Annotated in this window: 15 protein-coding genes; 8 read left to right on the top strand and 7 right to left on the bottom strand. The window is 72.7% G+C overall.

Annotated features, from left to right (window positions below):
* Positions 1-28: 28 nt before the first annotated feature.
* Positions 29-739 (bottom strand): TetR/AcrR family transcriptional regulator, encoded by a 711-nt coding sequence (locus O7607_RS10195; protein WP_269702692.1) that lies wholly within the window; start codon positions 737-739, stop codon positions 29-31.
* Positions 740-857: 118 nt separating this feature from the next.
* On the opposite strand from O7607_RS10195, the gene O7607_RS10190 reads away from it, so the two are divergent.
* A complete protein-coding gene (locus tag O7607_RS10190; protein WP_269702691.1) occupies positions 858-1,841 on the top strand; it encodes an NAD(P)-dependent alcohol dehydrogenase in 984 nt (327 codons plus the stop codon).
* Positions 1,842-1,895: 54 nt separating this feature from the next.
* Here the strand turns inward: O7607_RS10190 and O7607_RS10185 are convergent, their stop codons facing one another.
* Positions 1,896-2,600 (bottom strand): futalosine hydrolase, encoded by a 705-nt coding sequence (locus O7607_RS10185; RefSeq protein WP_269702690.1) that lies wholly within the window; start codon positions 2,598-2,600, stop codon positions 1,896-1,898.
* On the bottom strand, positions 2,597-4,210 hold the full coding sequence (locus O7607_RS10180; protein ID WP_269702689.1) for an MFS transporter: 1,614 nt from the start codon (positions 4,208-4,210) through the stop codon (positions 2,597-2,599). Before O7607_RS10180 ends, O7607_RS10185 begins: the two co-directional genes overlap by 4 nt.
* 87 nt (positions 4,211-4,297) lie before the next feature.
* Between O7607_RS10180 and O7607_RS10175 the strand changes: the two genes are divergently transcribed.
* Positions 4,298-5,137, top strand: a complete 840-nt coding sequence (locus O7607_RS10175; protein ID WP_269702688.1) for a DUF3027 domain-containing protein — start codon at positions 4,298-4,300, stop codon at positions 5,135-5,137.
* A 4-nt stretch (positions 5,138-5,141) separates the two neighbouring features.
* Here the strand turns inward: O7607_RS10175 and O7607_RS10170 are convergent, their stop codons facing one another.
* Positions 5,142-5,405 (bottom strand): DUF2530 domain-containing protein, encoded by a 264-nt coding sequence (locus O7607_RS10170; protein WP_135242968.1) that lies wholly within the window; start codon positions 5,403-5,405, stop codon positions 5,142-5,144.
* Between the two features lie 94 nt (positions 5,406-5,499).
* Here O7607_RS10170 and O7607_RS10165 point away from each other — a divergent pair, with 94 nt between their 5' ends.
* The 5 genes from O7607_RS10165 (at position 5,500) to thpR (ending at position 10,040) form a co-directional block, all read left to right on the top strand.
* Positions 5,500-6,981, top strand: a complete 1,482-nt coding sequence (locus tag O7607_RS10165) for an NCS2 family permease (RefSeq protein WP_013283713.1) — start codon at positions 5,500-5,502, stop codon at positions 6,979-6,981.
* A gap of 61 nt (positions 6,982-7,042) precedes the next feature.
* Positions 7,043-7,492 carry a MarR family winged helix-turn-helix transcriptional regulator gene (locus O7607_RS10160; protein WP_269702687.1) on the top strand — a complete coding sequence of 150 codons (450 nt, stop codon included), beginning with the start codon at positions 7,043-7,045 and terminating at the stop codon, positions 7,490-7,492.
* A 68-nt stretch (positions 7,493-7,560) separates the two neighbouring features.
* The gene (locus O7607_RS10155; RefSeq protein ID WP_269702686.1) at positions 7,561-8,847 is read left to right on the top strand and encodes an MFS transporter; all 1,287 of its coding nucleotides are present in this window, start codon (positions 7,561-7,563) and stop codon (positions 8,845-8,847) included.
* 76 nt (positions 8,848-8,923) lie between these two features.
* Positions 8,924-9,433 carry a hypothetical protein gene (locus tag O7607_RS10150; protein ID WP_269702685.1) on the top strand — a complete coding sequence of 170 codons (510 nt, stop codon included), beginning with the start codon at positions 8,924-8,926 and terminating at the stop codon, positions 9,431-9,433.
* A gap of 4 nt (positions 9,434-9,437) precedes the next feature.
* Positions 9,438-10,040, top strand: a complete 603-nt coding sequence (thpR, locus tag O7607_RS10145; protein WP_269702684.1) for an RNA 2',3'-cyclic phosphodiesterase — start codon at positions 9,438-9,440, stop codon at positions 10,038-10,040.
* A 16-nt stretch (positions 10,041-10,056) separates the two neighbouring features.
* Here thpR and O7607_RS10140 read toward each other — a convergent pair whose 3' ends face one another.
* The 3 genes from O7607_RS10140 to serC all read right to left on the bottom strand — a co-directional run bounded on the left by O7607_RS10140 (position 10,057) and on the right by serC (position 13,514).
* Positions 10,057-11,043: an aldo/keto reductase gene (locus O7607_RS10140; RefSeq protein ID WP_269702683.1), complete on the bottom strand. Its 987-nt coding sequence runs from the start codon at positions 11,041-11,043 to the stop codon at positions 10,057-10,059.
* A gap of 63 nt (positions 11,044-11,106) precedes the next feature.
* Positions 11,107-12,195 carry a septation protein SepH gene (gene sepH / locus O7607_RS10135; RefSeq protein WP_269702681.1) on the bottom strand — a complete coding sequence of 363 codons (1,089 nt, stop codon included), beginning with the start codon at positions 12,193-12,195 and terminating at the stop codon, positions 11,107-11,109.
* Between the two features lie 191 nt (positions 12,196-12,386).
* A complete protein-coding gene (serC, locus tag O7607_RS10130) occupies positions 12,387-13,514 on the bottom strand; it encodes a phosphoserine transaminase (protein ID WP_269702680.1) in 1,128 nt (375 codons plus the stop codon).
* A gap of 231 nt (positions 13,515-13,745) precedes the next feature.
* Here serC and O7607_RS10125 point away from each other — a divergent pair, with 231 nt between their 5' ends.
* Entirely contained in the window at positions 13,746-14,144 is a 399-nt protein-coding gene (locus O7607_RS10125) for a DUF3592 domain-containing protein (protein WP_269702678.1), read from the top strand.
* Positions 14,145-14,190 lie beyond the last annotated feature (46 nt).

Raw genomic sequence — 14,190 nt, 5'->3', positions numbered from 1 at the left:
ACCGTAACCCCGGCACCCGGGCCGCCCGTCACAGCGTCCGGTGTGACGTCCAGCCGTTCCGGTGCAGCCGCTCGATGCCGTCGAGCAGCAGGTCCAGGGCGAACTCGAACTCGAACTGGTCGTCGCAGCCCGGCCCGACGACCGAGTCGTCGTCGTGGGACGCCGCCGTGGCGATGGCCGCGAGGTTCGGGAACCGGGCGGCCATCTCCGGCGGCAGATCGGCCGGTGCCTCGGGCGCGGGCGCGCCGGACCGGCCGGCCTGCCGGGAGGTGTCGAACAGCTCCTGGCTGAAGCCCAGCACCCGGCTGCCCAGCGCGTGCATGACGTGGTGGGCCAGGTCGGTGGAGAACCCGCCCGCCCGCAGCGCGCCCACAGTCGAGTCGAGGTAGGCCAGGACGGCCGGCGTGGGCGCGGTGCGGGACTCGATCGCCAGCGACGCCCAGGGGTGACGGAGCAGCATCCGCCGCGCCGACAGGATGCGGCGGCGGACCGCCTGCTTCCAGTCGCCGGGCGTCGGCGGGTCGATCTCCGCGACGACCATGTCGATCATGCCGTCGAGCAGTTCGTCCTTGTTCGCCACGTGCTTGTAGAGGGCCATCGGCACGACGCCGAGATCCTGCGCGAGGTTGCGCATGCTCAGCGACTCGATTCCGGTCCGGTCGGCGAGCGCGACGGCGGTACGCAGGACGCGATCCCTGGTCAGCGGCGTCCGGCGCACCGTCTCCACCTGCTCAGCCATGTCGTCCCCAGTCCCTCCCGGTGGCCGTTGACACAGTAACCGTCTTGACGGGTGTACGGCGTACACCTAGCCTGGTCCCATCAGGGTGTACGCCGTACACCTGGGAGGGAGCAGGGACATGAAGGCGATCGTCCAGGACCGGTACGGCCCCCCGGAGACACTCGCGCTCGCCGACGTCGAGACGCCCGAACCCGGCCCCGGCGACGTCCTCGTGCGGGTCGAGGCCGCCGCCGTGAACGCGTACGACTGGCACGTCATGCGCGGCGACCCCCGGCTGTCGCGGCTGGCGCTCGGCCTCGGGCGGCCCCGGGCCCGCATCCGTGGCCGCGACGTCGCCGGCCGGGTCGAGGCCGTCGGCGCCCAGGTCCGGCACGTACGCCCCGGCGACGCCGTCTTCGGCGACCTCGGCGAGGCCGACGGCGCGTTCGCCGAGTACGTCCGCGTGCCCGAGCACCTGGTCGCGCCGCGGCCGGCGAACCTGACGCCGGCGCAGGCAGCGGCCCTGCCGCTCGCCGGCGTCACCGCGCTCCAGGGTCTGCGCGACGCCGGGCAGGTCCGGCCCGGCCACCGCGTCCTGATCAACGGGGCCTCCGGCGGCGTAGGCACGCTCGCCGTCCAGTTGGCCAAGGCGCTCGGCGCGACGGTGACCGGCGTGTGCCGCACCCGCAATGTCGCGCTGGTCCGCTCGCTCGGCGCCGACCACGTGGTCGACTACACCCGCGACGACTTCACGCGCGACGGGCGCCGCCACGACGTGGTGTTCGACCTGGTCGGCAACCGTTCCCTGACCGCGTTGCGGCGGGCGCTGACGCCGGGTGGGACGCTCGTGCTCTCCGGTGGCGGCGTCTACCGCGGCGGCAGCCTGCTCGGCCCGATCGGGCTGCTGGCGCGGGGACGGTTGCTGGCACCGGTTGTCCGGCAGCGCGTCGTCGTCCTCGCCACGTCACCCGGCCGGGCGCACCTCGACGTGCTGCGCGAGCACGCCGAGGCGGGCCGGCTCACGCCCGTGATCGACCGGACGTACCCGCTGTGCGAGGTGCCCGAGGCCATCCGCTACCTGGAAAGCGAGCACGCGCGAGCCAAGGTCGTCATCACGGTCTGACCCGTCGTCCCCAGCCCGGCGACTTCTCCACAGGGTTGTCCACAGGTGGACGCGTCAGTGGAAGGCGACCGCCGCGGCGGTGAGCGCGGCGAACGCCTCCCGCATCCGCCACGCGCTGCGGTCGCGCGGCCCGATCGGGTTGGAGACCGTCCGCAGCTCGGCGAAGGGCACGCCGGCCTGCGCGGCGGCGACCGCCACGCCGTACCCCTCCATGGCCTCGGCCACCGCGTCCGGGTGCCGTTGCGCGAGGGCCGCCGTGCTCGCGGCGGTGCCGGTCACCGTGCTGACGGTGAGGACCGTGCCGACCGTGGCCCCCGGCAGGGCGGCGCGCAGACGGGCCAGCAGGCCCGGATCGGCGGGCACGATCCGGCCGCCGCCAAGCAGTTCGGGGGGCATGCCCAGGTCCTCGACCGGGATGAAGCCGGCCGGCGACTCGGCGCCCAGGTCGGCGGCGACGCTGCGGTCGGCGAGCACCGTGCCGCCGATCGCGACCCGTCCGACGAACCCGCCGGCGATGCCGGCGCTGACCACCGCCCGGTACGGCCGCCCGGCTGCCTCCGCCAGGGCCAGCAGCCGTGCCGTGGCGGCACCGGCGACGGCCGGGCCGACCCCGACCGGCAGCACCGTCACGTCCGGCGGTGCTGTCACGTCCTGCGGTGCCGTCCCGTCCGGCGGTGTCTGTGCGGTTGACGCGGTGAGGCCGGCGCGGATCGCCTCGGCCTCGGCGGGCACCGCCGTGACCACGAGCAGACCGGTCACGCCACCGGCCCCCGGGGGTCGCGCCGCTCGGTGTCCTCGACGCCGCCGGGGCCGCCCACCGAGGACGACGGCCGGTAGATGTGGAAGCCGGGCGGGGCCAGCCCGTCGTCGTCCGGCGGGCCGGAGCGCTGGGGTGCCGGTGACGTGGGCGTCACGTCGTCCGACGAGGTGTCGGCCGTTTCCCTCGCCCGGGTGGCCTGCTCCGCCGCCAGTTCCTCGTCACCGAGCGGGCGGCCGGCCAGGTGCTCACCGCGCAGCTTGCCGGCGACCAGCACACCGCGTACGGCCACCAGCGCCGCCACCGCGGCGGCGACAGTCACGCCGATCAGGCCGGTGAACGGCACCAGCCCGAGCCCGCCCCCGGCTACGAACGCGAGCATCAGCGCGGTCTCCGAGTGCGCGAACGAGCTGGCGCGCAGCCGCTCCGGGATGCGTTCCTGGATCGAGGCGTCCACCGCGAGCTTGGCGATGCCGCTCATCATCGCGGCGACCAGGCAGAGCAGCGCCACCATCGGCAGCGAGAACTTCAGCGCGGCGAGCACCGCCACACCGGCCACCACAATCGTGCCGCTGGACTGGAGCGCTGTCGGCCGGTGGATGCGCAGCCGGGTGCCGATCGCGGTGGCCAGGAACGTGCCGACCGCCAGCGCGCCGCCGACCAGGCCCAGCGCGCCCTGGGCGCCGAGGTCGCGGCCGAAGAAATCGGTGGTCAGGTCACCGGCCTTGATCGCGAAGGCCAGGAACAGCAGCAGGAAGCCGTACAGCCCGCGGAGCGCCGCCGCCCCGATCAGCGTGGCGATCACCAGCCGGCCGCTGGGGCGGCCCCGGCCCAGCGGGCGCTCCCCGTCGCGGCGGCGCATCGCGCGCAACGGGTGCGGCATCCGCTCCGGTGGCTCGGAGTCGGCCTTCGGCGGCAGCCGCAGCGAGATCACCATGCCGATCAGGAAGATCACCGAGGCGACCCGCAGCGGCCACTGCGGCCCGAACCAGAACGCGGCCAGCCCGATCGGTGCGACGAGCGCGCCGGCCACCGTGCCGTAGACGCTCGCGCGCGCCCCGACCTGGGACAGCCCGAGCCCTTCGGGGAGCAGCCGGGGGACCGCCGCCGAGCGGGCCACCCCGTACGCCCGGGAGAGCGCGAGCACCCCGAACGCCGCCGGGTAGAGCCCGAAGCCGCCGATGTAGTCGGAGATCAACCAGGCCAGGAACGCCCGGCCGAGCATGGTGGTGGCCAGCGCGTACCGCCGGCCGTGCCGGAAGTGGTCGAGCAGCGGGCCGACCACCGGGGCGAGCATGGCGAACGGGACCATGGTCACCAGCAGGTAGAGCGCCACCTTGTTGCGCGCCTCGCCCAGCGGCACGTCGAAGAAGATCGTCCCGGCCAGGCCGATGGCGATGAGCGTGTCACCGGCGCAGGAGAGGGCGTGCAGGTCGAACAGGCGGACCATGCCGACCTCGTTGCCGGCGCTGCGGGCCCGGGCGGTGCCGGCCCGCCGGGTCATCCAGCGCCCGCCGTGCAGCGAGCCCCGCAGCAGCAGCCGGGTGGCGCGGATGCCGGTGCCGACGGTCCGCCCGAGGAAGGAGCGGCCGGAGCGGGAGGACAGCGCCATGCGTCCCATCCTCGCCCATCCCTTCCACGTGCGCCGCATCACCCGGAGAGAATGACTCCGGGGAGTGCCTGTCGCCCGTGGACGGGCATGGGGAACAATGGTCCGGTGACCAGGCCCGCCTCCGCCCGCGCTCCCCGGCTCGACCAGGTCTGCGCCGCCGCCGTCGAGGTGGCCCGCGACGCGATCACCGAGGTGGAGCCCACCGACATCGGCGATCATCTCCAGGCGGTCGCCGAGGGCGATCGGGTCGTCACCCACTACTTCGAATGCCGGATGGCCGGTTACCGCGGCTGGCGCTGGGCCGTCACGGTGACCCGGGTGCCGCGCAGCCGGCACGTCACCATCTGCGAGACGGTGCTGCTGCCCGGCCCGGACGCGCTGCTCGCGCCGGGCTGGCTGCCCTGGCAGGAGCGGCTCAAGCCGGGCGACCTGGGTCCGGGTGACCTGCTGCCCACCCCGGCCGACGACGAGCGGCTCGCCCCCGGCTACCTGCTCTCCGACGACCCGGCGGTGGAGGAGACCGCGTGGGAACTCGGCCTGGGCCGGCCCCGGGTGCTGTCCCGGGAGGGCCGTGCCGAGGCCGCCCAGCGCTGGTACGACGGCGACCACGGCCCGGACGCCGCGATCTCGGTCGCCGCGCCGGCCGCCGCCCGCTGCGGCACCTGCGGCTTCTACCTGCCGCTCGCCGGTTCGCTGCGGCTGGCGTTCGGCGCCTGCGGCAACTTCTACGCCCCCGACGACGGCCGGGTGGTGAGCGCCGACCACGGGTGCGGCGCGCACTCGGAGACGCTTGTGGAGACGCCGGAGACGCCCGTCGACGAACTGCCGACCGTCTACGACGACAGCGCGGTCGAGGCCATGACGGTCAGCCGGGCCCCGGGTTCGGTGGAGACGGCCGAGCCGGCGGAGCCGTACGGCCACCCCTGACCGGTCAGCGCTGTCGCTGCGCGGCGGCCGCGCGCCGTCGACGCCGGTTGGCGTCGTGGCGCATCATCACCGCCAAGCCGGGAAAGCCCCACAGGAAACCGGCCAGGCAGGTCCAGAGCCAGTTCTGACGCCCGGATTCGGTGAGCCAGTCCCGGAAGAAGATCAGTAGCACCAGGCCGGCCACCGCCCAGGCGATCAGCCCGGCGACGGCGAACGGCACCATCGGCGGGTCGAGCGGCTCCGGCCGCGGCTGTTGCTCCTGTGACACCGGCCCAGCGTACGTGATCGTTCTTCCCTGTCTGCCAGGTGATCTGGGACGATGCGCGCGACAAAATCCGGCCGATGACCTAGATGAGGACCCGATGTCAATTGCTCCGCCGCCGGATCACGGCACGCCGCCCGATCCCGCGCATCCACGAAACGCCTTCGACCGCTTCTTCCTGATCTCGGCGCGCGGGTCGACGCTGAGCCGGGAGCTGCGAGGCGGCTTCGCCACGTTCTTCACGATGGCGTACATCGTGGTGTTGAACCCGCTGATCCTGGGCAGCGGGAAGGACGGCGACGGCCGTTCGCTGGCCATCCCGGCGCTCGCCGCGGCGACCGCGCTCGTCGCCGGCCTGATGACCATCCTGATGGGCGTGGTGGCCCGGTTCCCGATCGCGCTCGCGGCCGGCCTGGGTGTGAACGCGCTCGTCGCGTACGAGATCGCGCCGCAGATGACCTGGGCGGACGCGATGGGTCTGGTGGTCATCGAGGGTGTGCTGATCGGCATCCTGGTGCTCACCGGGCTACGTACCGCGGTGTTCCGCTCGGTGCCGACGCAGCTCAAGACCGCGATCGGCGTCGGCATCGGTCTGTTCCTGACCATCATCGGCCTGGTCGACGCCGGCTTCGTGCGGCGCGTGCCGGACGCCGCGAACTCCACGGTGCCGGTCGGGCTGGGCATCAACGGCAAGATCGTCAGCTGGCCGATGCTCGTCTTCGTGGTCGGTCTGCTGATCACCTTGGTCCTGGTGGTACGCCGGGTCCGCGGCGCGATCCTGATCGGCATCCTGGCCTCCACCGTGCTGGCCATCGTGGTCGAGGCGATCGCCAACGTCGGCCCGTCCTTCGTCGACGGCAAGCCGAACCCGAAGGGCTGGGCGCTGAACGTGCCCGAGCTGCCCAAACAGATCGTGGACCTGCCCGACCTGTCGTTGCTGGGCCAGTTCAACGTGCTGAACTCGTGGAGCCGGGTCGGCTGGCTGGTGCCGCTGATGTTCATCTTCACGCTGCTCATCACGGACTTCTTCGACACCATGGGCACGATGGTCGCGATCGGCCAGGAAGGGGACATGCTCGACGAGACGGGCACCCCGCCGAAGGCCAAGGAGATCCTGCTGGTCGACTCGATCGCCGCCGCCGCGGGTGGCGCCGCCTCGGTGTCCAGCAACACGTCGTACATCGAGAGCGCCGCAGGTGTCGCGGAGGGTGCCCGGACCGGCGTGGCCAACCTGGTCACCGGCGCGTTGTTCCTGCTGGCCATGTTCCTGGCGCCGCTGTCGCTGATCGTGCCGTTCGAGGCCGCCTCGACGGCGCTGGTGGTGGTCGGCTTCCTGATGATGACGGCGGTCCGCACGATCGACTGGACCGATTACGAGATCGCCATCCCGGCGTTCCTCACCATCGCGCTGATGCCGTTCACCTATTCGATCTCCAACGGCATCGGGGCCGGCGTGATCAGCTTCGTGCTGCTGAAGGTCGCGAAGGGTAAGGCCCGGGAGGTCCACCCGCTCCTGTACGGGGTCGCCGTGCTGTTCATCGTGTACTTCCTGCGCGGGCCGGTCGAGTCCGTGTTGCTCTGACGCTGGTGAGCCTGGTCATAACGCATGTCGTTAGCCAGGCTCATTAGTTAAGCTAACTAGTGTGACGGAGCGGACGGTGACGGCGAGACGCGTGCCACCGGCGCAGCTGGCTCCTCAGCTGCGAGATGCGATCACCCGGCTCAACCGGCGGGTCCGACAGGCCCGGCCGGTCGGCGACCTCACGGTCACCCAGCTGTCGGCGCTCACCAGCCTCAATCTGGCGGGCGCCCTCACGCCACGGGAACTGGCTGATGTCGAACGGGTGCAGCCGCCCACGATGACGAAGATCGTCGCGAAGTTGGAGGAGCGCGGCCTCGTGCAGCGCACCCCCCATCCGACCGACGGACGGCAGGTCATCCTGGCGGCGACCGAAGGGGGACGGGCCGTACTCGACCAGTTCGAGCGGGCCCGCAACGAGTGGCTGGCCACCCGGCTGGCCGCGCTGACCGAGGACGAACGCGAGACGCTACGGCGTGCCGCGGAGATCCTCCAGGGCATCGCTCGCGCCTGACACCGCCGCCCGCGGTTCGCTTCGTCAGCTGTGGATGAAGCGTACCGACGCAAGGAGGCGCACCTAGAGTGCAGGCCAAGCTGAGCACGATGTTCCAGTCCCTACGAGTCCGTAACTACCGGCTCTTCGCCACCGGACAGCTGATCAAACTGATCGGCGTCTGGATGATGTTCATCGCCCAGGACTGGCTCGTCCTCGAGCTCAGCGACAACTCCGCGACCGCGCTCGGCGTGGTCACCGCGTTGCAGTTCACGCCCGTACTCCTGCTCACGCTGCTGTCCGGCCGGCTCGCCGACCGCTACGACAAGCGGATGCTGCTCTTCGTCGCCAACGCGTTCTGGACCGTCCTCGCGCTGGCCATGAGCATCCTGGTCCTCACCGGCCTGGTGCAGCTCTGGCACGTCTTCACGTTCGCCGCCCTGCTCGGCGTCTCCAACGCGGTCGAGACGCCGGTCCGCCAGGCGTTCGTCTCCGAACTGGTCGGCATGCCGCTGCTGCCGAACGCGCTCTCGCTCAACGCGGCCGTGTTCAACTCCGCCCGGATCGTCGGTCCCGCCGTCGCCGGTCTGGCCATCGCCGTCGTCGACGTCGGCCCGGTCTTCCTGGTCACCGCGCTCAGCTCGATCGCCCCGCTGGTGAACGTGGTCCGGATGCGTACCGAGGAGCTGCACCGCAACGACCTGCCGCCGGTCGGTGAGCGGGACCAGGCCCGGGTGGTCGACGGCCTCCGGTACGTGGCACGCCGCCCCGACATCCTGCTGCCGATGGTCCTCATGTCGGTGATCGGGATGAGCCTGTTCAACTTCCAGCTCACCCTCGCCGCGCTCGCGAAGACCGTGTTCAACACCGGCGCCGCCTCGTTCGGCCTGTTCAGCACCGCCCTCGCGGCCGGCGCGCTGGTCGGGGCGCTGGCCGGCACCGGACGGCGCAGCCGGCCCTCGGTCTGGCTCGTGCTCGGCGCCGCGATCGGCTGCGCGGTCTTCGGCACGCTGGTCGGACTCGCCCCGGCCTACTGGGCGGTGGTAGCGCTGCTGTTGCCCGCCGGGTTCTTCATGATCTACTTCGCCCAGGCCGCCAACCAGCGCGTGCAGCTCGGCGTCGACGCCTCCTTCCGGGGACGGGTGATGGCGCTGTGGGTGCTGGTGTTCCTGGGCACCAACCCGGTCGGCGCGCCGCTGATCGGCTGGGTCGCCGAGAAGTACGGCGCGGGCGCGAGCATCTGGGCCGGCGGCCTGATCTCGCTGACCGCCGCGCTGCTCGCGCTCACCTGGCAGCTGCGCCGCTCCGGCGCCCGGCTGCGCATGCGGGTGCTGCCCATGCCCCGCTTCTACGTGGTGTCGCCCGGGGCGAAGTAGCCCTCGATAGCCGGTCGTACCGGCCCGATTACCCAAACGGGTGGCGGGCCGGTGCGGCAGGGCTTAGCGTCGATGTGTGGAAGTGGGGCAGGGACTGCTGCTGGCGCTGGCGATCCTCGCCGTCTGCTGCCTGCCTGCCCTGTTCGCGCTGCTGTTCTGCGCCGACGAGATCATCGATCGGGTCGCCTGCGGATGGGCCGAGTGGCGGGAGCAGCGGCGGGAACGCCGTACCATCGCGCGGCTCGACCGGGCCATCGAGGCCGAGGCGCTGACCCGCGACATCGACCTCACCGAGTTCGACCGGGACGGCCGCCGTCCGCTGGAACAGCTCGCCACCGACCTGCGCCGGCTCGGCGGCCACCGGCTCGCCGCCGCCGACCGCAGCGTGGTGTGGCACGGCGCGGTCATCGAGGCGTACGACGAACGGCTGCGCGCCGCCTGCCACGCGCTCGGCATCGCCGAGCACCTGACCGAGCTGGACGGCGTCGACCGGGAGATCGAACGGGTACGCGTCGAAGGGCTGCTGCACGCCGCCGGGCTGACCCTGCCGGCGGCCCGCGCCGCGCACCACCAGCGGCACCGCTGACCGGGTGCGTCTCTTCGCGGCGATCTACCCGCCCGCGGTGGCGGTCGCGGACCTGACCGCCCGCATCAAGGGCCTGCGGGTCGCGTCCGCTCGCCACGCCCGGCTCGCCGACCCGGCCGACCTGCATCTCACGCTCGCGTTCCTCGGCGAGGTGCCGGACGACCGGCTGACCGATGTGGAGTACGCGCTCGCCTCGGCCGCCCGGACGGCACGCTCGCCACTGCTGCGCCTCGCGGGCGGAGGCTGCTTCGGCCAGGGCCGATCCACTGTGCTCTGGGTCGACGTACGCGGCGAGGTCGAGGCGCTCGACGCGCTCGCCCTGTCGATCCGCGACGGGCTGGGCGAGGCCGGGCTGCCCTGCGACGACAAGCCGTTCCGGGCACACCTGACCATCGCCCGCCCCGGCGACCGGGTGCCCGAGGCCGACATCCGCTCGGACCTGCACACGCTGCACGACTACGCCGGGCCGCAGTGGTTCGCCACCGAGCTGCGCCTGATCCGCAGCCACCCGGGCCGAACCCCGCGCCACACCCGCGTCGCCGCCTGGCCGCTTGCGGGTGGGCGGCGCGGCGTTAAGAAGGGGCCCCTCCTCTACCGGAGGCGTTAAGAAGGGGCCCCTCCTTTCACCAGGCCCAGGCCTCCGGGCCCGGACCGCCGTTGCCGACCGGCGGGAACAGCTCGTCGAGGCGCGTGAGCGTGGACTCGTCCAACTGGACGTCGAGGGCGCCCAGGTTGCGGTCGAGCTGGTCCATGGTGCGCGGACCGATGATCGGCGCGGTCACCCCCGGCCGGGACAGCAGCCACGCCAGTGCCACATCCGCCGGGTCGTGGCCCAGGTCCGCGCAGAGCTTCTCGTACGCCTCGATGGTGTTCCGGTGCTCGGCCAGCGCGTCCGCCGAGCGGCCGGTGGTGCCGCGCGCCGCGCTGCCGTCGGCCATCTTGCGGATGATGCCGGAGAGCAACCCGCCGTGCAGCGGCGACCAGGGGATGATGCCCAGCCCGTAGTGCTGCGCGGCCGGTACGACCTCCAGCTCGACGTACCGGGTCAGCAGGTTGTAGATGCACTGCTCGGAGACGAGGCCGAGGAAGTTGCGCTTACCGGCCGCGGCCTGCGCCTGCGCGATGTGCCAGCCGGCGAAGTTGGACGAGCCGACGTAGATCACCTTGCCCTGCGCGACGAGCGTCTCCATCGCCTGCCAGATCTCCTCCCACGGCGTGCTCCGGGAGATGTGGTGCATCTGGTAGAGGTCGATCGTGTCGGTCTGGAGGCGGCGCAGCGAGTCCTCACAGGCCCGGATGATGTGCCGGGCGCTCAGGCCCTGCTCGTTGGGCCACTCGCCCATCTTGCCGTACACCTTGGTGGCGAGGACGACCTTGTCGCGGCGCCCACCGCCCTGCGCGAACCAGCGGCCGACGATCTGCTCGGTGACGCCCTCACCGAGCTTCCAGCCGTAGACGTTCGCGGTGTCGAAGAAGTTGATCCCGTGTTCGAGCGCCCGGTCCATGATGGCGAAGCTGTCCGGCTCGTCGGTCTGCGGACCGAAGTTCATCGTGCCGAGGCAGAGTCGACTCACGGACAGACCGGTGCGTCCCAGGTTCGTGTACTCCATGACTCCACCCTGGCACGCCGGCACTTCGAGTGCCCTCTCAACGGGCCAGGGTGGAGCTTGCGATCAGGAGGATTCGCGGGCCGCCGGGCCGGTGCCGAACAGCACGTCGTCCCAGCTCGGAAGCCGCTTGCGCGGCTTGCCGGCGGCATCGGTGGACTCGGTGGTCGCACCGCCGGTCGCCGCCGCCGGGCCGGTGCGGCGGGGCCGCAGCACGGCAAGCGAGGGTACGGCCGGGATCTCCTTCGGCGCGTCCGAGTCGTCGTCGAAGGCCGAGCCCTGCCCACCACCGAGCAGCGCGGCGGCACCACCGGCGACGGCCCGCTGACGGGGCGCCTCCGACCCGGCCAGCGCGGCCGGGGAGCGGGTGTCGAGACCACGCCCGGACGTGCCGCCGAGCGGCCGGTCCAGCGAGGCGAGCAGCGCGTCCCGGCCGGCGCGGATCGGGTCACGCCCCGGACGGGCGTGGTCGGAGGCGGCCGGCAGGCCGTGCCCACCTCGGCTCGGCTCACCGCGCGACGGACCGGGCAGCGCGTGACCGCCCCGCTCCGGCGCCGGCTCCTGGCCGAGGATCGGCGTGGGCCGCTCGGCGCACAGGTATTGCGCCATGTCGTCGTGCGGGGCGACGTGCTGCCGGGTCTTGTCGAGGTCCCACACGGCTTGCGCGGTGGCCTTGCCGGACGGCCAGGTCGCGATGATCCGCCAGGTGCCGTCGTCGCGGCGGTAGGCGTCCCACGAGATCTTCTCGGTGTCGATGCCGTGCTGGGCCAGCCGGCCGTTGACGACCTCGGCCAGCGGGGTCGGCTTCTCCGCGCCCTTGAGCCGGGTGCGGCGGGCGTGCTGGGCGAGCATGGCCCGCTCCTGGAGCACCGGGCCGGCGTAGCGCAGCACCCGGTCGACCGGCACACCGGCGATGCGGGCGACGTCCTCCGCGGACTCGCCGGATCGGATCCGGGCCTGGATGTCCCGAGGGGACAGCGACGGCGTCGGGTCGGTGGCGCTCGGCACCACCGCGAGCGGCGGGGCGCCCGGCTCGGCGTGCAGCGCCGACGCGATCCGCTCGTCGATGGGTAGCGCCAGCAGGCGCCCCACCTCGTCGGCGAGCACCAGGGCCTGGCCGTCCTCGGAGAGGGCGACGAAGCGTACTGGGCGCATGGGCTTGCCTCCGTCCCGCTTCGCTGGCCGTCACGCCACGGGAGCCGGCCACCCGGGCGTCTCGCACCACCGTACGCTCATCTACCCGCCGATGGGGACTGCGACACCCCGGCATGTCGTGACTGAGCTGCGGTAACGATCACGGTGGGTGGCCGCCGGAGCCCCGACGGCCACGCACCGTGACCAAGTGATCAGAGTCGCTCGACCACGTAGTCGATGGACGCGGTCAGCGCCTCGACGTCGGCCGGCTCGACGGCCGGGAACAGCGCCACCCGCAGCTGGTTGCGGCCCAGCTTGCGGTACGGCTCGGTGTCGACGATGCCGTTGGCGCGCAGCGCCTTGGCGATCGCCGTGGCGTCCACCCCGTCGGCGAAGTCGATGGTGGCGACCACGTTGGACCGCAGCGCCGGGTCCGACACGAACGGCGTGGCGAACGACGAGCGCTCGGCCCAGCCGTACACGATGCCGGCGCTCTCGGCGGTGCGCTTGGCCGCCCAGGCCAGCCCGCCCTGGGAGTTCATCCAGTCGGTCTGCTCGGCGGCCAGGAAGATGGTCGCCAGCGCCGGGGTGTTGTACGTCTGCTCCAGCCGCGAGTTGTCGATCGCGGTGACCAGGTCGAGGAAGGCCGGGATGTAGCGGCCCGACGCCTTGACCTCGGTGGCCCGGGCCAGCGCGGCCGGCGACATCAGGGCCAGCCAGAGCCCGCCGTCGGAGCCGAAGCACTTCTGCGGGGCGAAGTAGTAGACGTCGGTCTGGGCGACGTCCACGTCCAGCCCGCCCGCGCCGGAGGTGGCATCGACGAGCAGCAGCGAGCCCTCGTCGGCGCCCGCGACGCGGCTGATCGGCACCGCGACGCCGGTGGAGGTCTCGTTGTGCGGGGTGGCGTAGACGTCCACGCCGGCCTCGGCCACCAGCGCCGGGGCGCTGCCCGCGTCGGACTTGCGCACCGTCGGCTCACCGAGGAACGGCGCGTCGGCGACCGACTTGGCGAACTTGGCGCCGAACTCGCCGAAGCTGGCGAACTGGGCCCGGTCGCGGATCAGGCCGAACGTGGCGACCTCCCAGAACGCGGTGGTGCCGCCGTTGCCGAGCACCACCTCGTACCCCTCGGGCAGGGAGAAGAACTCGGCCAGGCCGCGGCGCAGCCGCGCCACCTCGTCGCGGACCGTCTTCTGCCGGTGCGACGTGCCCAGGTAGCTGGTGGCGACGTCGGCGAGGGCGGAGACCGCGGCCGGACGGACCTTGGACGGGCCGCAGCCGAATCGTCCGTCGGCGGGCCTGATCTCGTCGGGAATCCGGATGGTCGGTGCGTCAGCCACGGTCTTGAAGATCCTTCCGCATGGGCGAGAGGTGAGCTGGCAGGGCGCGGACGATGTGCTGCCGCGTGGCGGCGGGCGTCCGAGCCCGTTCCGGCGACACTGCCACGGCCATCCTCGCACCTGTCCGGGCACGTCCGGCGGGCTGTCCCACCCCGGTCGGTGAGGCGTCCGCCACACGGGCGGCGACGGCGGGTTGCCCGCGTCCGCGATCATGGGTGACGGAGGTGACGGATGAGCCGAAGACACCGCCGCCCGTTCGGGGAGTGGCTGGCGCTGGCGTTCGGCGCCGTGGCCGCGGTGGTCTTCCTGGCGCTCGCCATCGACAAGACGGACCAGGAGGCGCGCCTGCTCCGCGCGGAGCACACCGCCACCGGCGTCGTGCAAGGGTTCAGGGGCGACTCGGCTCGGGTGGCCTTCGTCACCGCCGAGGGCCGAAAGGTGGTCGCCGTGATCGACGTCTACTCCGGCACCCGGGTCGGCGACGAGGTGCCGTTGCGGTACCACTCGGACGACCCGTCCCGGTACGCCATGGACACCCGCACGCACCTTCTGCCGTTGCTTCTCCCGGCCATCGCGCTGACCGGGGCGGTGGTCATGGGCGTGATGACCTTGGGCCTCTGGCGGCGCTGACCGAGGCACCCCGGACGTGCCGGAGCCCCGCTCCACCGGCAGGGGA

This window comes from Micromonospora sp. WMMA1949 (assembly GCF_027460145.1).
Taxonomy (GTDB): Bacteria; Actinomycetota; Actinomycetes; order Mycobacteriales; family Micromonosporaceae; genus Micromonospora.
This window is presented reverse-complemented; position numbering and strand designations above follow the sequence as displayed.